A 19,509-nucleotide genomic window follows, 5' to 3' on the forward strand; every position below is an offset into this window, starting at 1 on the left:
TAACAATGAACAATTAATAATTGTCATTCTGAGGAACCGTAAATCTCTTTAAGCTTCTCAAAATCCCTATAGAATCTAAATTTAATTCTCAATTTTCCACTCTAAATTCTAAATTCCTATTACTTGTCCCTTAATTTCTTGATCTAACCAGGGAGTATTATAATTCAAAGATTTGAGAGTAGAGGGAGTAGGAGTCCAAGTTTTTTCAGAATCAAAAACAATCAAATCTGAAGGATGACCAGCTTTAACCGGATGGACAGTTTGACCTAAACATTTTCTGGGATTACTACTTAAAGCTTTCCATAATTGTAAGCCCGACCAAGTTCCCGTTTCCACTAAATTTTGCCACAATAAAGGTAATACTAATTCTAATCCTATAGCCCCTGGAGGAGCCTCAGCAAAAGGAACAGTTTTTTCCTCATAAGTATAACCCCGATGATCAACGGCGATCGCATCAATAATTCCCTGAGAAATGCCGTCAATTAAGGCTAAACGGTCTTCTGGGTTGCCCAAAGGAGGATCTAGGCGTAAATGAGGATTATAACTCCCAATATTCTCACTATCCAACAAAAGGTGCATCCAAGTTGTACTAGCAGTAATAGGAATACCTCTAGCTTTACCCCAAGCGATTAATTCCACCGCACGACGAGTAGAAATGCGCATTAAATGAACAGGAGTTTCCATAGCGGCCACCATTTCTAAAATAGTTGCCACTGCCGTTGCCTCTGTCATAGCAGGGTTTCCCGTAAGTCCATAAGTGGTGGAAAAATACCCTTCTCGCATCACTCCATTGCCCTTGAGAGAAGGAAACTCCGCCACCACAGCTAAAGGTTTTTTCAGGGGTTTAAGATATTCTAAGACTCGTCTGAGTAATGCTAAATTTTCAATCCCTTGATTATCTGTAAAACCAACCACTCCCCCTTGTACCAGTTCCCCCAATTCCGTCATTTGTTCCCCTGTAGCTTGATGGGTGAAGTTTCCCCAAAAATCAAATTTTACCCCTGTAATGGACGCTGTACGCTGTTGTAAGTGGCTAAGAGTGGCCAAATTATCAATAGGGGGTTGGGTTTGGGGCAGAATTGCTACACGGGTAAATCCTCCAGCAACAGCAGAAGCAGCTAAACTATCGAGGGTTTCTCTGTCTTCATGGCCAGGTTCTCCACTATAACTATATAAATCAACCAATCCAGGAGCAAGAATTAAGCCTTTTCCGTCAATAATATTAGTGTCTGGAGGAATATTATCAAGATGGGAGTCTATCGCTTGAATTAGACTTGAACCCAATAACACATCATTAGTCATGCTACTATTGGTCACAGGATCTAAGACTTGAATTTGTCGCAGTAGCGTAAGAGAAGAACTTGTCATAGAAAAATTACAAAAAGTAGGAGTTAATCTATTTTCAACGATTGTATATTGTCTTGTTGGCTAGTTTTACCATTTTGATATCTGGAAACATAAAAAAATTTTGTGATCTTTAAAAATATCTGTAAAATTTTGCTGTTTTTTGTGTGAGCAAGTTGCGGATTTCAAATCGTGTAATATAAAATATTACAGTACACTTTACTTTTAAGTAGTGAATCATGCCAAATTGTCCTAATTGTGATGCAGTTATTAATGAAGAAGATAATTTTTGTTTTAAATGTGGCACTCCTTTATCAGAGTCTTCGTCTCAGACTACTCCTCTGAATACGTTGTCCTTAGAAGAGAAGCAAACAAATAATAGTTATTCAAAAAACCTGAAGGTATCTTTCACTGATAATGCAGTTGATAAATTGGCTAGTTTTTTGGGTGATCATATTTCTGGTAGTTTATCTAATGGTTCTAATGGTTCGAGACAAATTACACAACCACAAAAAAAATCTTCCTTACTTGTATCAGACCATGAAAATATAGAGCAATCTGACAACATAGATAATGATACAGTAATAGAAACTAATGTTCAAGAAATTTCAGATAATGATTCAGCATCTAATTATTTTGAAAAAGACGGCAATGGAGTCTTGATGCAAAAACATTCTGATTACAAAGGAAAAAGTAAGAAAGCTCAGCAAGAAAGATTTATATTAGTTTATGTTTGGGCTTATAATATTTTATTTCAAGAACCAGTACCAAATAAAAAACATCTAACAGAGGCAGCCAAGAAAAATAATATATATGATTCAAATTTTACTACCCGTTTAAATAATATTTCACAACGTTACTTAGTCACTCCTGATGATACTTTTAAACTTAATCCTAGTGGAAGTGAAGAAGTTGAAAAAATTCAGACAGAAATGGCAGACAAAGAACTTAAGGGTAATTCATATTGGAATTCCACAAGAAAGAACTCTAATAAAGCTTCTCGTATAACTAATGAAGAAATCGAAAAAATAGATGAATGGATTGATAAAAATGATGAATTAATTGACAACTTTGATATAGGAAAATTAAATAAACACCTAGAATTCGCTATTTTTGCTTTATATGCTATTACAAAAAAATTGAATGTTGAAAATACTGTTAAGCCAGCATTGGCCTATGAATATCTCAAAAAGAAATATACAACTATTTCAGTAACTAAAAAGCGTTTTGGTGAGATTTTAGCTGGAAAAAATAATAAAAAATACTTTGAAAAGACTCCAGAAGGATTATATTATCTCACACAAGAAGGAGAAAATATTGCTCAAGAATTGATGACTGAAAATTAAGTAACATAAAATTGATCACAAATATGAGTATTCAAAGAAACCAAATCGAGACAGCTTTATCTGCACATATTCCTCCAGAAATACTTGAAAAACTACTTGATGAATATCAAGAAATAAAGGAGAAGTTTTTATTAAGGAAATTTCAACCAACCGAGTTAAATGCTGCACGGTTTAGTGAATGTGTTTTACGTTTAATCGAAAATTTAGATCAAGGCAATTACACCTCATTTGGGCAAAGTTTAAACAGTCCAAGAATCATCAATCGTGTTGCTAATAATCAGAACTTGCCTAAAGGAATTCGTTTTTTTATTCCTCAATTAACCAAGATTCTACTAGACATTAGAAATCAGAGAGATGTTGCTCATGTAGGTGGAGAAGTTAACCCTAATTATTCTGATTCTTTATTGGTATCTCATGCAGCAGACTGGATTTTAGTAGAAATTATTCGTAATTATCATACTAATAGTATTGATGAAGCCAGAAAAATTGTTGAGAGTATTAATGAAACTAAAATCCCTGTCATCGTAGAAGTTGATGATTTTATACGAGTTCAAAATACTAACTTAAAAGCAGAAGACAAAACATTACTTATTTTGTATCATAAACAACCGAATAGAGTAAGTGAAACAGACTTAATGAGATGGATTAAATATAGTAATTCAAGTCGATATAAAAAGACAATTCTCAAATCACTAGATGATGAAGCTTTTATTCATTATGACAATAGTTTCTGTACTATTCTTCCCAAAGGAATTATTCATGTTGAAAACAATATTGATTTTGAGTTGATTATCTAGGGAACTGATTGCCAGTTTTACTATTATTTGTTGCTTGTCCCCTTTGCTAAAGGGGTAGAGAGGATTTTTGTAGATTTAATTCTCACAACCGATGACCGATTATTATAGAATGATTGAGATCATTATAATAAATATTGTCTCTCAACCGTCCAAGTCTATAAATATTGAGTATGCAGGGTTTACTAAAACGCTTCTGGCAGTGGATACAACAATTTTTTTCTCAGGTATTTGCTTCGTCTTCCCCTTTAGGAAGAGACGACAAAAACGCCTTGCAACAACCCCTAAGCGACGCAGAATATGAATTTTTGTTTAGCCAACTCCTGGATGGAGTCGCCCACGGATGGCACGAAGGGCGTATTCTTAAATATTTTGAAGATTTGGGAGAGAGAGGCAAAGCCAAACTCTGGGTAGCTTGGTTAGAACGTTTTGGGGAAAAAGCGGTTTCTTCTTCCGCCCCTAACTTACAACTGGCAGCAAGAATGATGCGTTTGGGAGAGTTGGCCCAGTCTTTTCAAAAGATAGAACCCATCGGCAAAACAGCTTACGAAATTGGCAGAACACTTTACAGTAAAGAAGCAAGTAGCGCGGTGTGGGAATACGCTGGCCCAGATACTAAACCTACCGATGTGATCAAAAGGGAAATTAAGTCTCCTACCCTTGAAGAAAGTTTACAGGAAAATCTCCCCCCAGCACCTACCCAACCCCCTCAGACAGAAACCCTCACCATCGAAGAACTAACCGTCAGATTACAAGAAGATCCAGAACTCTCCCGGCAAGTCTCTCAACAATTAGGGGTTGATTCCATCGATCCTCAAACCCTCGTAGATGCTTTAATTAGTCATTTTGAATCACAACAACCGCAAGATACTACTGATACTACTACCCCTCAACCTTCCTCTGAGACATCGGAGACATCTGAAACAGTAGAAACCTATTTTAATCAAGGGGTTGAACAATCTAACTTAGGGGACTTAGAAGCTGCGATCGCTCTCTGGGATCAAGCTTTGGCTATCGATCCCACTTATGCCCCTGCCTGGCATAGGCGAGGTAGTGCTTTGGGAACTCTCGGACAACTAGACGAAGCCATCGCTAGTTTTGACCGAGTTTTAGCCCTCAATGGCCAGGATATAGAAGCTCTCAACGGTAAAGGACAAGTTCTCTATAATTTAGGAAAATGGCCAGAAGCCATCGCCTGTTGGGACAAAGTTCTCACCCTTCAACCCAACTATTACCAAGCTTGGTACAGTCGGGGCAGTGCTTTAGAACTAATGGGACGGCCATCGGATGCCATCGAAAGTTATCAAAAAGCGGTTGAAATTGAGCCTAGCTTTGAATTAGCCCAAAATCGTATCCAAGCATTATCCGAAGAATAATGGACAATGGACAATAGACAATGGACAATAGATCAGTGGTAACTTTTCACTGTTAACTGTTCACTGAAAAATCATGCCTCCTCAACTTCGAGTTTATGTTCCCGATCATCCTTTAATTAAACATTGGTTAGGTGTTGCCCGTGATGTCAACACCCCTGGAGTGTTGTTTAAAACCGCTATGAGCGAGTTAGGACGGTGGTTAACCTACGAGGCAACCCGTTACTGGTTTCCTACCCTAGAAACCACAGTTAACAGCCCTCTGGCCCCTTGTAATGCGACTCTGATCAATCCTGAAGTCCCCATCGCTATAATTCCTATTTTACGGGCGGGACTTTCCCTATTAGATGGGGCGCAAACATTACTTCCCGTGGCTTCTGTTTATCATCTGGGTTTAGTTCGAGATGAGGAAACTTTGGAAAATAGTTGTTATCTCAACAAATTACCGCAAAAATTTGCCCCTAAGACCCAAATTATCATCTTAGAACCCATGTTAGCCACTGGGGGATCAATTATGACCGCTATGAAGGAGATTAGTCAACGGGAGGCTGATATTAGTTTAGTCCGTATTATTTCCGTGGTAGCTGCCCCTCCGGCACTGCAACAATTAAATACACATTATCCTGGTTTGAACATCTATACCGCTATTATTGATGAAGGGATTAATGACAAAGGTTACATTGTTCCTGGTTTGGGAGATGCCGGCGATCGCGCTTTTGGAACTTAGCCTTTAATTAACATTAATCTTCAGAAAAATAGCTATAATTACTTAATATTGAGGTCAATTCTTATGAGTCAACGAGATGGATTTACAGGCGGATTTTTAACCGGAACAATTATCGGTGGAGTTGTTGGGGGAATCATCGGAGCAGTGGTTGCGTCTCGTCTTGATAATAATGAAGAAGAAAACGAATCCTCATTATTTCAATCCGATAAACGAGAAAAATTGAGTTCTGAAGAAAGTATTGAAATGGCTCGCAATCGTTTGGAAGATAAAATCGCTCAACTCAATCATGCTATTGATGATGTTCGTCAACAACTCGGTCCCATAGAAAAACATTCCCTGGAATCAGAAACTTCTTTAGATTAGTTCTTCCCTCCTGGGAGTGTGGGGAGTGTGGGAGACTGGGAGACTGGGAGACTGGGAGACTGGGAGAATTAAGCTTGACAGATGCTTTTGTCTCCTTTGCTTCGTAATATAATTGCTAATCTCAAGCAAAACTTAATTGGGGTAATCGCCTTGTCAAAACTTGGTGACTTAAACCTTGTTATGTTTTAATTTCTTACAAAAACGGATAAAACGCTTATTATCGGCATTTTTTCCGATTCAGAATACAACCCTGAACAAAAATTTTCCCTGTAATTATTACTAATAATTTGCAATAGTGCTAGAATATGTCAGGCAAATAACAATAATTAATTCTAGTCATCGTGAGTAAATTATCAAGACGTATATTTTTAAGTGTTACTACCGCCATAACCGTTATGGGAGTCAGTCAACTTATCACCAGTTGCGGCAACAATAACAATAATAATGCCTCGGATGATACTTCCACTCCCACTCCAACCGAAATAACAGGAGAAGTTAACCTCTATTCCTCTCGTCACTACAACACAGACACGGAGTTATATAACGGGTTTACCGAAGAAACTGGCATTAAAGTGAATTTGGTAGAAGGTAAACCAGATGAACTAATCGAACGGATTAAAAGCGAAGGGGAAAACACCCAAGCAGACGTATTTATGACAGTGGATGTAGCGAGACTGTGGCGCGCCGAAGATGTAGACATTTTTGCCCCCACCAGTTCAGCTATATTGGAGGAGAGAATTCCTGCATCCTTGCGTGATCCTAACGGTCTTTGGTTTGGCTTCACCAGACGGGCAAGGGTAATCATGTACAATCCAGATAAGGTTAGTCCCGAAGAGTTATCAACTTATGAAGACTTAGCCGATCCCAAATGGAAAGGAAGGGTTATTATTCGCTCCTCTAGTAACATTTATAATCAATCTTTAGTCGCTGCTTTAGTCGAAACCCACGGCGAAGAAAAAACAGAAGAATGGGTGAAAGGGTTTGTAGCTAACTTTGCCAGGGAACCCCAAGGTAACGACACTGCACAGATCAAAGATGTAGCAGCCGGCATCGGCGATCTTACTTTAGCTAATACTTATTATCTAGCGCGCCTAGCTAAAGATGAAGATCCGGCCTCCCAAGAGGTAGTAAAAAAAGTAAAAATATTTTTCCCTAACCAAGATGATAGGGGAACCCATGTCAATATTAGTGGTGCGGGCGTGGTTAAAAATGCTCCTAATGCTGAAAATGCGGTTAAATTTTTAGAGTATTTAAGCAGCGATAAAGCACAAGAATTTTTTGCTAAGGGTAACAACGAATATCCCGTTGTAGAAGGGGTAACAGTTGATCCTGTATTAGAAAGTTTTGGCACCTTTAAAGAAGACGATGTCACTATCGATGCTTTTGGTCCAAATTTAGCTACTGCTGTCCAGGTGATGAACCGAGGCGGATGGAAGTAGTTGAGTTGGGGAGTGTGGGAAGAATTTAATAAAGCTAAACACCTTTTGACCTCCCCTCCTGGGAGGGGTTAGGGGTGGGTTAACTTCTGAGTTCTGACTTCTGAGTTCTGACTTCTACTATATCTACCCCATCAAAAATAACTAAGTATAATGATAATCATTATCATTTTTTACCAGTGTGAGGAGTTTAATGATGAACCGCTTTTTTTCCTTTAATAATGTAATCCTAGTTTTAGGAATGATTCTGTTTTCTACGTCTACCAGTCAGGCTTTCCCTACTCAAGACTCGTCTTTGAGAGAGTCTCGTAGTCAGTTTATGGGTCGTCAAGGGACTATCTCTTTAGAAGATGAAGAGACATCACCCCTGCCTGAGTTACCCAAAATTGATCGGGATCTTCATTTAAGAAAGTCTCGGGACGGATTTTTAAACTCGGGTAGTCGTCGTCAGCAACGTTCCCTGAATCAAGTCACCAGTGTTTCCGAGTTACAAGACATTTCCCCCACAGAATGGGCTTACGAAGCCTTACGAGGACTGGTGGAACGCTATGGGTGTATTGTAGGCTATCCCGATCGCACTTTCCGAGGCAACCGCGCTTTATCTCGTTACGAGTTCGCCGCCGGTTTAAATGCCTGTATGAACACTATAGAACGGTTAATCCAGGAAAATGTTGCCGTTTTACGGGAAGACATCGAAAAATTGAAACGCTTGGCCCAAGAATTTGAACAAGAGTTAATCGCGTTGAAAGCGAGGGTGGATAATTTAGAGTCAAGAGTTGCTTTCCTCGAAGATCATCAGTTTTCTACCACTACCGTCCTCACTGGTGAGTTTGTGGTTGGTTTAACTGGGATCGCTAGTGGGGATAGAAACGGCGGAACCGAAGAGATCAACAATGTGAATAACTTTGGTTACAGGGGACGACTAGAACTCAATACCACTTTTGACGGTAACGACTTACTCTATGTACGTCTCGCCACAGGTACTGTACCCGCCTATTCTGACATTACAGGAACCTTTGAAGGGGAATTGGGCTTTTCTCAACCGGATGATAGCGATCTAGCCGTGGAACTGATTATTTATGAGTTTGATTTGGCTGAAAACGTGAGAATGTTCGTTGAACCGGTTGGGGGTGCGTTTGATGACTTTGTTCCTACTGTCAACTTCCTCGACGGTGACGGTGCAGCCGGGGCTATTACTGCCTTTGGTAGTCGTAATCCTCTCTATTATATGGGTGAAGGGCCTGGTATTGGTTTCCAAGGTCGTCTTTTTGAGGTATTTGAGTGGAGTGGGGGTTATTTAGCTACCGATGCTCAAAACCCAGGTTTAGGTGCAGGTTTGTTTAATGGTCCCTATGGGTTAATTGGACAGTTTGCCTACGAACCCAGTGATAATTTTAAAGTAGCGTTTACCTATGTTCATGGTTACAATAATCTTGACTCGGGAACAGGTACTCGTCGCTCTAATTTTCAAACTTTTATCGAAGAAGAATTTGAAGACTTTGAAGCTGCTGTTAATACGGTCAATAATTCTTATGGTGGAGAATTTACTTGGCGTGTTTGGGATAGGTTTGTCTTAGGCGGTTGGGCAGGTTTTACAACTACTAGAACCCTCGGTGCGATCGATATCGGTCCCGATGATGATGTTATCCAAAGAGGTCAATTAGATATTTGGAATTGGGCGGTTACTTTAGCTTTTCCTGATGCTTTTAAAGAAGGAGATACGGGGGCTATTATTGTTGGGATGGAACCTTGGGTTTCTAATGCGAATATTAATTTACCGGATGATTTGACAAGAACGGATCAAGATAGTTCTTTTCATATTGAGGCGATTTACGAATATCCTCTTAACGATAATATTGCTATTACTCCTGGCATTATCATCATTACTGAACCCGATTTTGATGACAGAAATGATGCTTTAGTTATCGGGACTATTCGGACAACATTTACCTTTTAAACCTTTACGAGGAGAGTTAATTATGGATTCTACTTAATACAATAAGACAGCTTCAATAATGGATAAAACTCTCCTCGGTAGGGATAATTGAGTAAATTATCCCTACACAGAAAAACATTGTCTCAGGTCAAACAATGGAACACATTGTCAACACTTATTTAAGAGAACTATCAGTTGGTGCTATTGGTTATATCGTAGGGTATGACAAGGTTTTTAAAGGTTATCAAGGTAAATTATTGTCCATGGGATTAACACCAGGGACACAATTTATGATCATTCGTCAAGCTTCACAAAATTGTCCAATTATTTTAGAAATTCAAGGAAATTTAATAGGATTAAATCAACCAGAAGCGGATGCTTTGTGTGTAGAAGAAGTTGACTAAGTTGTGAAAAAATATCTTAATTATATTTTTTTTATTTTATAATATAAGAATTTATATTCCCTAGTATAAGACCTATTATCAAACTCCAATGAAAACTATTGAAACTTTCTTTACATTTAGAGAAATTGCACCTACTCCTACTCCTTATAGTTTGGTTGATGCGCAACAAACAGGGGGGACCGTAGAAACAGGCTACAATTATAGTGATGCTGTACTTAAGGAAAAAGAAGCTTTAGCAATGTCTTATCCTGCATAACACATTAAACCAGTAATAAGACGCGGTTTTCGTCCTATTTTTAGCTAAAAAGAAATTTGCTACGGTAGATTGTAGTGATAGTTTACCCCTACAACATAAAAATCTATAGTCTAGGTTGATGAAAATGCTGTAAAAACACCACAGAAAAGAGTTTTCTTGTATAATCTAATTTGACAACTCGTCATACCCATATAGTCGGTCATTAGTCAAGGTTTCTCTGTTAAAAATATGAGAAAGAACACCTTTGAAAATCCCCCATACTTTTATTTAGTAGTTAAATGCTGATGTTTCCTACTTCTTTAAGGAGGTAATAAAATGATGAATACCTTGACAAATCAAGATTTACAGATTTTCCAACAAGAGGGAAAAATGCCTAAAAGTATATACCAGCAAAATTGGTCAAAAAACTTAATTCGGCAAATTTATTGTCTTTTAAACTCTGATATTAATCCTCAAGAAAAAATTGCTGAAATTTTAGCGTTAATAGGGGAAATTTACCAAGTTGATGATGTAGTTTTAGTAAGGAAAGAATCATCCACTGGTAAAATTCACAGCACTTGGGGTGTTAATGATAAAAATTGGCTGGAGAATTTTATTAGTAAGCGATGGTCGAACCTAGTTAACTGTAATCAAAAATATCAAGTTTATCAATTTTCTCAAGAAGACCTTATTTTTAACGACTATCAGAAACTTACCTACTGCAAGGAAACAAGAAATAATGATAATGAAAAGCTGTGCTTCTGTATTTTGAATATACCTTTATATGTACATCAGAATTTGTTTGGTTATTTAATATTACAAACTAAGCAATATGAGAGAACTTTTAACTGTGAGGAAATAGATAATTTAGAACTTGTTAATAATCAAATTGCTATTGCTATTCAGCAAATTCAGTGGCAAGAAAAGATAAACAAAATTGAATCAGAAAATCAAGAACTAAAATCTTGTAGTGATAACAAAAGCGATTACTTTTCTCATGTTAGTCATGAATTAAGAACTCCTCTGGCTGGAATTTTAGGCTTGTCGAAGATGTTAAAGCAAGAAATATACGGACCTTTGAATGAAAAACAAAGAGAATATGTAAATGGAATTAGGGTATCAGGAGAGCATTTATTAGCCTTGGTTAATGACTTTTTGGATATTTCAAAAATAGAAGCTAATAAAGAAGAATTATTTTTAGAAACCGTTGCAGTTGAAGATATTTGTTTAGCAACAATATCTATTGTTCAACCAAAAGCAGATGAGCAAAATATAGAACTTATTTTTAAGTTAAGTGAACAAGTTGATTTTTGTACAGTTGATCAACGAAAAATTAAACAAATCCTGATAAATTTGATGTCTAATGCTATTAAATTTACAGAAGAAGGTTCAGTTACTTTGCAAGTAGAAAAAGTGGATAACTGGCTTAATTTCTGTATTATTGATACAGGAATTGGCATTAAAGAAGAAGATCAAAAGAAACTATTTCAACCCTTCCAACAAATTCATAGTAAACTGAGTCGTAAACATAAAGGAACAGGTTTAGGGTTAGCTTTATCGCGCAAACTTGCCCAACTTCATCAAGGCGATCTTACCTTAAAATCGGAATATGGTAAAGGCAGTTGTTTTACTCTAGAATTACCCTTTTAAAGTTTCATGAGGAGATGGGGAGATGGGAGAAATCATTAGATAAACTATTATCAATCAAAGAAAATTTGCAACTTTGGGAAATTTCCATCAATCCCTTTGTATCTAGAAATATTAATGGCTACTATTAAGTTGCTCATAATAGTTTACGCTGCTATTTGGTACAATAGGGGAAATAGTTTAAAACATTGTCTTAATATAAAATGCTGACCGATAAATTAACCCAATTACAAACAATATTTAAGCAAATGGAAAGGGCATTAATTGCCTATTCCGGGGGAATTGATAGTACATTAGTTGCTAAAGTCGCTTATGATGTCTTAGGCGATCGCGCTTTAGCTGTCACTGCGGTTTCCCCTTCCTTACTCCCCGAAGAATTAGAAGATGCAAAAATCCAAGCAGCTACCATTGGGATCACCCATGAGTTGGTCAATACTCATGAAATGGATAACCCTAACTACACTTCCAACCCCATCAACCGTTGTTATTTCTGCAAAAGCGAACTCCATGATACCCTCAAACCCTTAGCCTTAAAACGGGGTTATCCCTACGTTGTGGATGGGGTTAACGCCGATGACTTACGAGACTATCGGCCCGGTATCCAAGCAGCCAAAGAAAGAGGCGCGCGATCGCCCTTAGCAGAGGTGGGAATAAGCAAATTAGAAGTACGTCAACTCTCTCAAGGGTTAGGGTTGCCTTGGTGGGATAAACCGGCACAACCCTGTTTAAGTTCACGTTTTCCCTACGGTGAAGAGATTACCATCGAAAAATTGCAACGGGTGGGACGTGCAGAAATTTACCTACGCAATCTAGGTTATCACAACTTAAGAGTGCGATCGCAAGGAGACACAGCGAGAATTGAGTTAACACCTGAAAAAATTAAAGAATTTGTGGCTACCACAGATTTAGACAAATTAGTGGCTAAATTGCAAGAATTAGGCTTTATATATGTCACCCTTGATTTAGAAGGGTATCGTAGTGGTAAATTAAATCAGGAAATTGTAGGAAAAAATCTGGCGAACACGCTAAGCTAACGAATAATTATTAGTCATAAATGAATCCTAAATTATGACAAAACGGGCCCTCCTTCTAGTTAACCGTCACTCTCGCAAAGGACAAAGAAATTTTGCCCAAGCGGTGGATGTTCTCAACAATCTTGGTTTTGAGTTGATTGTCGTCCCCATAAAATCTTCTCAACATTTACCCGAACTCATACAAAAACATGGACGGAAAGTGGATTTAGTGATTGTGGGAGGGGGGGACGGAACCCTTAACGGGGTGGTTGATAGTTTGATGGATATGAACCTCCCGTTAGGGATTTTACCCTTAGGAACAGCTAATGATCTCGCCCGTACCCTGAAAATTCCTTTGAGTATTCCTCAAGCATGTCAAGTCATTGCAGAGGGACAATTAAAATATATTGATCTGGGTTGGGTGAATGGTAAACACTTTTTTAATGTGGCCAGTTTGGGGTTAAGTGTCAATATCACTGAAAAATTATCCAAAGGGGCCAAGCGTCGTTGGGGTGTTTTAGCTTATGCTTTCACTGCTCTGCAAGTGATTAGTCAAACCCGTTCTTTTCACGCCCATATTATGATCAATGGGGAGAGTATTAAGGTAAAAACTATTCAAATAGCTGTGGGAAATGGACGGTTTTATGGAGGAGGAATGGCTGTGGCCGAAGATGCTACTATTGATGATCAAAGATTGGATTTATATAGTTTAGAATTGCAATCTTGGTGGCAACTGTTTCCCCTTTTATGGCGACTTCCTCAAGGACAACATGGGAATTTACCTTGGGTGAGAACTTTAGACGGTGAACATATAGAGGTTCGTACTCGTAAGACGCAAGAGATTAACACAGATGGGGAGATTATTACAGCAACCCCTGCTATTTTTCGGGTGATTCCCCAAAGTTTAGGGGTTTTTGTGCCAAGAAATTCTTTAATTGAGTTAGAACAGAAAAAACGCCCTAATTAGGGCGATAACTAAATAATTGAGGATAATTGAGTCATTTCATTTATCATTTAACATTTATCATTCGTTTGGAAGTAGGTTTGAAACCAAAATGTTCAATGTTCAATGTTCAATGTTCAATGTTTGGTCAAGAATTACACATCATAAATTCTGCATTCGTCTGCTTCGGGGTGTTCTTGACAATATTTTTGAAAGTTTGTGCGGTTTTGTTGATGAGACACTTCTGCAAACAGTTCTTCTACTTCGTCCCATGCTTCGGCAGCTTGTGTCGTGTTACCTTCAGAAGAGAGTTTACGGGCTTCTTTGAGTGCTTCGTCGATACGTTCTTGGAATCCAGCGTTGATAGTAGTCATAATCTTTCTTGTTCACACCAATTTGATTAACTTACTTTTAAGTTAACCTGGACAACTTTGATGTTACCTCGCTTAACTGGTTCACCCAGTTGGGTGAATGTTTGTGGGGAGTATGGGAAGTTTGGCAAGTTTGGGGAGTTTGGGGGGTGTGGGGAGTGTGGGGAGTATGGGAAGTTTGGGGAGTTTGGGGAGTTTGGAGAGTGTGGGGAGTGTGGGGAGTATGGGAAGTTTGGCAAGTTTGGGGAGTGTGGGGAGTATGGGAAGTTTGGCAAGTTTGGGGAGTGTGGGAAGGGTGGGGAGATTAATTTACAACATTATTTTTTCTTTCATGTTATTTTGAATTTTAGTTTGTATAAAAATGAAGAAGATGAAATACAAAAATATAACTTTTCTGAAATTGTTTGTCTTATCTCTTAGTTTATTTTTATTATTAGATATTCATCTTTTTAGTTATTCTCAACAACTGTCTCCTGAATGTCAAAAGTTAACTAATGATATTGAGAATCGGGCAAGAAGTGATGCAAAAGCCGATAGATTTAATATACAAAATTTAGAAGCGATTCGTAGAAATATTGGAGACTTAAAAAATTTGTTTGGAGAGGAAAATAAAGAACATGATTGTTATACTACTAATGAAATTTTGAACTTTTATGAATCAGCTTATGAAGCTCATAAATATCCTGGATTTGTACCTTTTATTGTCATTTTTTTACTAGGGGGTATTCTCTGGGAATTTATTAGACAAAATTTAATTGAAAGTGCCAGTAAAAAATTAGGAGAACTTTGGGAATCGATTTATCAAAAATTTGCTGGAAATTCTTTATTTTTAGGAATTGCTCTCAAACGTTATAACGAAAAACTGATTGAAGATTATCAATTATTACCAATTATTTTTACAGGAAATCAGTTAAAGCTACCGATGAAGGATATTTATGTTCCTTTAAAAATAGCTGATTCATCCGATAGAGAATTACTGAATATTAAAAGTATGATTCAATCTCATCGTCGTTTGATGATTACAGGAGAACCTGGATCAGGGAAAAGTTTATTATGTAAATATTTGAGTTTGAATTATGCTCAAGAAGGATTTGATTATTTAACAGATAAACCTATTCCCATTATTTTAGAATTGTATCGAGTTAGTGATAGTGAATTAACAGTTGACAAATTACAAGATGCTATTATTGAAGCATTTGATAGTAGAGACTTTCCTAAAGCAGATCATTTTGTTGAACAACAGTTAAACAATGGAAAATTGATGTTATTGTTAGATGGATTGGATGAAGTAGCAAGTCAAGATCGTTCTCATGTTGTACAAATAATTCAAGATTTTTTAAAAAAATATGATCAGTGTCGAGTAATTCTTACTTGTCGCGTTGCCGTTTATCAATCACAGTTTAATCAATATGTTGATCAAACTTTAACCTTAGTTGACTTTGATGATGAGCAAATTAGACGCTTTTTACGAGCATGGAAAGAATTATTTCCCCCTGATCATTCCAGGGAACAATTAATTGCTTCTTTGCGAGAACGTCCCCAAATTTTACAAATGGCCAGAAACCCATTAATTTTAACATTAATTGCTTCCCTTTATACCGATCCAACTTTTGTATTACCCCATTCTCGTCTAGAATTTTACAATAAAGTAACGGATCGATTATTAGAGTTAAGAGATCAGGAACGTCCTTACTTAGAACAGCATAATAAATATCGATTATCTGAGAAAAAAAGTATCTTACAAAGTTTAGCGTTATATGCTCAAAATCACCCTGATAAATTTGGAGGTAACCGCAAAAGTTTATCTTTTAAAACGGTTCGCGAAGAAGTGAAAAAAGAACTATCTAGCCTCAGTCGTACAGACAATGATATTATTCCTATTATTGATGAAATTGTAGAAAGAAGTGGAATGTTACAGAAACTAGATGGAGGAGAAAATTATATTTTTTCCCATTTAACTTTACAAGAATATTTTACCGCTTTAGCTATGCGAGAAGAAGGAGAAACTCTCATAAGTCGCTTTCAAAGTGATCCCGATAGTTGGCGAGAAATTGTTAAATTATGGTGCGGTTTAGTTAATGATAGCACTGATGTAATTAAAGCCATTTATGACAAAGATAAATTAACAGGATTTGAATGTTTAGCAGATGCTGCCAAAATCCAATCAGAGGTAGAAAAAGAGATTCTTGAAAATTTAAAGTCAAATTTAGAAAACGAAGCTTTTCATAAAGCATTTGCTGTAGTTGCAGCCGATGTTCGGCCAAGGGGTGAAGCCTTATTTTTGTTTCTAACTAACATTTTAAACCATGAAAATGAACCTTTATCAAAGCGAGAAGCAGCAGCAAAAATACTCTCAAAAACTAATTTACCAAAATCTGCAAGAGCATTAGGAAAACACTATAATAAACTTACTTTTATTCGTAATTTATTAGTAGATATGGGAGATGTGGCACTACCGGAGTTAGAAGAATGGACAAACAAATAAAATCAACAAGAAAATTAGCGATCGATGATATTTACCGCATTGGAACCCCTGATGCTGCTGTTAAATTAGTTCCTTTTTTATGGGATGAAGATGAAGATTTTGCCATTTATGTTGCTTGGCATTTAGGTGTATTATTAAAAAAACCAGAAGTAGAAGAAAAATTATCTAAGTATCCATTAAAATCAGAACAAACTCTCACAGATGAATTAACTTATATTTGGCGACCTTTTGAAAACAATTATGATTCTGCTTTATTTACAATTACCAGTCGTTTAGCTTATTTAATCAAAGTCTCATCAATTGAAAATATCCCTCAACCTATTTTACCTGTTGACCCCAGAATTATTATTCCTATCTCTGCTGTTGAAACTATTAATTCGGTTAAACTGCCTACAAAAACTGATTCTAAAGTAGATAAACTTTTAGCACAATCAAAAATTACCCCTGAGTTAGAAAATACTTTTAAAGATAAGGTTGATACACTTTTAGGATATCAACAATTAGATAATAATTGGAAAATTAAATTATCAAGTATCAGTCCTCGTTTACAACTTGATCTATTACATCGTCTTATTAATTCTCGTTCTTCTAGTCGTAGTGATTGGGGAAATCTTTATAAAAATATTAAATACAAATATAGATTTCAAAGCGGATGGCATTATTATATAGTCTTAGGAGTTAGTTTTATTTTATGTCTAATAGCAGTAATTCAATTATTGACTAATGTGAATGATAAGCTAAGTTGGTTATTTATATTTAGTTCTCCTTTTTTGTTTTTACTGGTTTTTTACTTTTGGCCTATTATCTGGCAAGGAATTGAAGAAAAATTAGAAGCACAACTCTTTCTTTCTTTTGGTTTGTTTGGAATACTAACATTTTATCAAAAATTAAAACTTCTATGGTTCAATAAATCTGTTTGGAATGGAATTACTCCTTTATATAATATAGTTATCAAGGTTCGGATGGGGGTATTGGCTTGGGTAGCATGGACAGTAGTAATAGAAGTTATGACGGAAGACTTGACAGTCGAATTAGGACTATTAGTAACACTGATAGTCTTTTTAACATTATTGGGAGTATGGGAGTCAGAAGGAACCATCATAATAGCATTGGCTCTAATGATAGTCTTTTTAACTCTAATGATATTCATAGTGTTGACAGGTGAAATGATGTTGCAAATATCAGATCCAGCAATAGCATTATTGAATGTGCTATCGGGGTCTTTAATAAGTGTTTTTCTAGTGCAGTGGGTCTTCCATCTAACTGAAAGAGCTGGAATAGATTTTTGGCTTGTAATAGTAGCAGTGGCTTGGGTAATACTGATGACATTGATAGTGTTAGGGCCAATCATAGGGCCGGGGGCAAGGGTATTAGGTTGTGGAGCAGTAATAGTGATGGTGGTGTTAAGCGCAGGTTCTGGTTTAGGCGTTTGGCATCGAGCAAAGGATAAAATAGATTCGACTCGCTATCTGGCAATTTTTGCGTTTCCTTTCTTCTCTACTTTTCCCATTGTTTTCGGTTATTGTTCTTATGCTTTTTATGATTGGTTTGGGTTAACTTGGCAACAAATTACTATTATTTGGATGCTTATTTTAGGAGTTTGTACTGTTTTATGGCAATGGGGACAAAAACTTGATTATGAAGCAAGAAACCCCTTTAAAGGTATTTTAGATACTGTTAAAAATGATAGTGATTTTTTCTAAATAAGTAGGTAATAGATTACATAATGAAAATGGTGGGTTAAGACGCGAATAAATACTTATAATGTTTTCATCAAAATAAACCTTGCGCCTAACCCACCCTACGAAATATAAATTAATTTAACTAACTACCTGATTACGAGGATTCCAACGGGAACGACTTTCCTCAATGTGCATATTTTTTTCATCTTTTTTAAGATGACGAGGACTACTTTCAAAAGATAGAGAAGATGGCAACGCATCTGCACCATATTCCTCACGAATAAACGCTTCTACTGCTTCATAAGAAGGAGAGAAATTATCTGTTGAAGATGACTCATCTATTCCTTGATAACGTCTTAAGGCAGCAGAAAATAAACCCGTTCCATCATCAAAAAATCGTTCCGTGGTTTTTCCATAAGTATCATAAGTATGAAAAGCTAAATCATCATTAGCTTTAGCTGCAACCCAGGAAAGATAAGACCAATATTCACTAAATGTACCGAAATCATTGGCAGAACGCATCATTAATAATAACCAGTGTTCATCGGATTGATAATAGTTATTAACTTGATGTTTAAAAGTATCAATATGTTCTTGTTTAAACCATCCGTGATGAGGAATAAATGTTCCTTCTCCATCGGTTATTGCTTCAACTTCTAATACAGAATTAATCCATTTCTCCCAAGTAGAAACAATTTGAGGATTTCCCCATTCATTATGTTGTAATAAAGCAAAAGTATGTTGAACCTTTCCTTGATTTTCTCGAAAAAGTGGCCAGGTATCAACAGGAAGTAAGTCACTATCCCATACCATATACCATTCACTTAAATTTTCAATTCCCTCAGATGCACCTAGTTTTAATAATTGTTGATAAAACCAACCAGGGTTATAAAGAGATTTTTCCAAGTTCAACTTAGCACAGATAGCATCTTTAGTTAAACCTGTTTTAGCTTTAAAAAATTCGTCTTCAGGATGAACATAAAGTGGTGCAGTTGACCATTTTTTTGATAATTCTTTGAGGGATGCAACCTCACAGTTTGGGGTAATAATATGAATAGCGCGAGGTTTATAGTGAACGGTTAGACCTTCCATGACAGCTTGTGTATTCCAACGAACTCGATAAAGCGGAATCACAAAGTCAAAGATTTTTGATGACATAGTTAGTTTCTGATTTTTCTATAGATTCAATTCAATTGTGTCTATGTTAAGTATTTGAACATGAACACAGTTTATGATGCCTGTTATCATATCAGAACTCAATTCATTGAACAAGTTATATTATTTTCATCAAATGAGACTACATACGTTTATATTGTACAGATCAACGGCAGTTTGTCTCTACGGAAATGTGCAGTAAGGGTTAACGGCCGTTAAACCCTACTTTTTGAAATTGGTATTATTCAATTTTAT

Annotated in this window: 18 protein-coding genes; 15 read left to right on the plus strand and 3 right to left on the minus strand. The window is 36.6% G+C overall.

The window, feature by feature from the left end; all coding sequences use genetic code 11:
• Nucleotides 1-108: 108 nt before the first annotated feature.
• Nucleotides 109-1,368, minus strand: a complete 1,260-nt coding sequence (locus QNJ66_RS05935; protein WP_300503960.1) for a dihydroorotase — start codon at nucleotides 1,366-1,368, stop codon at nucleotides 109-111.
• Nucleotides 1,369-1,583: 215 nt separating this feature from the next.
• Here QNJ66_RS05935 and QNJ66_RS05940 point away from each other — a divergent pair, with 215 nt between their 5' ends.
• The 12 genes from QNJ66_RS05940 to QNJ66_RS05995 all read left to right on the plus strand — a co-directional run bounded on the left by QNJ66_RS05940 (nucleotide 1,584) and on the right by QNJ66_RS05995 (nucleotide 13,585).
• Nucleotides 1,584-2,690 (plus strand): zinc ribbon domain-containing protein, encoded by a 1,107-nt coding sequence (locus QNJ66_RS05940; RefSeq protein WP_300503962.1) that lies wholly within the window; start codon nucleotides 1,584-1,586, stop codon nucleotides 2,688-2,690.
• Nucleotides 2,691-2,713: 23 nt separating this feature from the next.
• A complete protein-coding gene (locus QNJ66_RS05945) occupies nucleotides 2,714-3,487 on the plus strand; it encodes a hypothetical protein (protein WP_300503964.1) in 774 nt (257 codons plus the stop codon).
• 170 nt (nucleotides 3,488-3,657) lie between these two features.
• Nucleotides 3,658-4,860: a tetratricopeptide repeat protein gene (locus tag QNJ66_RS05950; RefSeq protein WP_300503965.1), complete on the plus strand. Its 1,203-nt coding sequence runs from the start codon at nucleotides 3,658-3,660 to the stop codon at nucleotides 4,858-4,860.
• A 73-nt stretch (nucleotides 4,861-4,933) separates the two neighbouring features.
• A complete protein-coding gene (gene upp, locus QNJ66_RS05955; RefSeq protein WP_300503967.1) occupies nucleotides 4,934-5,584 on the plus strand; it encodes a uracil phosphoribosyltransferase in 651 nt (216 codons plus the stop codon).
• Between the two features lie 63 nt (nucleotides 5,585-5,647).
• On the plus strand, nucleotides 5,648-5,947 hold the full coding sequence (locus QNJ66_RS05960; RefSeq protein WP_300503969.1) for a hypothetical protein: 300 nt from the start codon (nucleotides 5,648-5,650) through the stop codon (nucleotides 5,945-5,947).
• A gap of 341 nt (nucleotides 5,948-6,288) precedes the next feature.
• A complete protein-coding gene (locus QNJ66_RS05965) occupies nucleotides 6,289-7,386 on the plus strand; it encodes a Fe(3+) ABC transporter substrate-binding protein (RefSeq protein ID WP_300503971.1) in 1,098 nt (365 codons plus the stop codon).
• A gap of 190 nt (nucleotides 7,387-7,576) precedes the next feature.
• A complete protein-coding gene (locus tag QNJ66_RS05970) occupies nucleotides 7,577-9,340 on the plus strand; it encodes an iron uptake porin (RefSeq protein WP_300503973.1) in 1,764 nt (587 codons plus the stop codon).
• 134 nt (nucleotides 9,341-9,474) lie between these two features.
• Nucleotides 9,475-9,723: a FeoA family protein gene (locus tag QNJ66_RS05975; RefSeq protein WP_300503975.1), complete on the plus strand. Its 249-nt coding sequence runs from the start codon at nucleotides 9,475-9,477 to the stop codon at nucleotides 9,721-9,723.
• An 88-nt stretch (nucleotides 9,724-9,811) separates the two neighbouring features.
• A complete protein-coding gene (locus QNJ66_RS05980) occupies nucleotides 9,812-9,979 on the plus strand; it encodes a hypothetical protein (RefSeq protein WP_300503977.1) in 168 nt (55 codons plus the stop codon).
• Nucleotides 9,980-10,294: 315 nt separating this feature from the next.
• Nucleotides 10,295-11,608, plus strand: coding sequence for a GAF domain-containing sensor histidine kinase (locus tag QNJ66_RS05985; RefSeq protein ID WP_300503979.1), 1,314 nt, complete (start codon nucleotides 10,295-10,297; stop codon nucleotides 11,606-11,608).
• A 200-nt stretch (nucleotides 11,609-11,808) separates the two neighbouring features.
• Nucleotides 11,809-12,639, plus strand: coding sequence for an ATP-dependent sacrificial sulfur transferase LarE (larE, locus tag QNJ66_RS05990; protein ID WP_300503980.1), 831 nt, complete (start codon nucleotides 11,809-11,811; stop codon nucleotides 12,637-12,639).
• A gap of 34 nt (nucleotides 12,640-12,673) precedes the next feature.
• Entirely contained in the window at nucleotides 12,674-13,585 is a 912-nt protein-coding gene (locus QNJ66_RS05995; protein WP_300503982.1) for a lipid kinase, read from the plus strand.
• Nucleotides 13,586-13,716: 131 nt separating this feature from the next.
• Here the strand turns inward: QNJ66_RS05995 and QNJ66_RS06000 are convergent, their stop codons facing one another.
• Complete coding sequence (locus tag QNJ66_RS06000; protein WP_300503984.1) at nucleotides 13,717-13,935, minus strand: Calvin cycle protein CP12; 219 nt, start codon at nucleotides 13,933-13,935, stop codon at nucleotides 13,717-13,719.
• Nucleotides 13,936-14,036: 101 nt separating this feature from the next.
• Here QNJ66_RS06000 and QNJ66_RS06005 point away from each other — a divergent pair, with 101 nt between their 5' ends.
• The 3 genes from QNJ66_RS06005 to QNJ66_RS06015 all read left to right on the plus strand — a co-directional run bounded on the left by QNJ66_RS06005 (nucleotide 14,037) and on the right by QNJ66_RS06015 (nucleotide 18,120).
• Nucleotides 14,037-14,240 carry a hypothetical protein gene (locus QNJ66_RS06005; protein WP_300503986.1) on the plus strand — a complete coding sequence of 68 codons (204 nt, stop codon included), beginning with the start codon at nucleotides 14,037-14,039 and terminating at the stop codon, nucleotides 14,238-14,240.
• Between the two features lie 62 nt (nucleotides 14,241-14,302).
• The gene (locus QNJ66_RS06010) at nucleotides 14,303-16,417 is read left to right on the plus strand and encodes an NACHT domain-containing protein (protein ID WP_300503988.1); all 2,115 of its coding nucleotides are present in this window, start codon (nucleotides 14,303-14,305) and stop codon (nucleotides 16,415-16,417) included.
• Complete coding sequence (locus QNJ66_RS06015; protein WP_300503990.1) at nucleotides 16,402-18,120, plus strand: hypothetical protein; 1,719 nt, start codon at nucleotides 16,402-16,404, stop codon at nucleotides 18,118-18,120. Before QNJ66_RS06010 ends, QNJ66_RS06015 begins: the two co-directional genes overlap by 16 nt.
• 117 nt (nucleotides 18,121-18,237) lie before the next feature.
• On the opposite strand, the gene QNJ66_RS06020 is transcribed toward QNJ66_RS06015, so the two are convergent.
• The gene (locus tag QNJ66_RS06020) at nucleotides 18,238-19,257 is read right to left on the minus strand and encodes a DUF6492 family protein (protein ID WP_300503992.1); all 1,020 of its coding nucleotides are present in this window, start codon (nucleotides 19,255-19,257) and stop codon (nucleotides 18,238-18,240) included.
• Nucleotides 19,258-19,509 lie beyond the last annotated feature (252 nt).

Origin of the sequence: Crocosphaera sp. (assembly GCF_030064895.1) — a bacterium.
Classification (GTDB): Bacteria; Cyanobacteriota; Cyanobacteriia; order Cyanobacteriales; family Microcystaceae; genus Crocosphaera.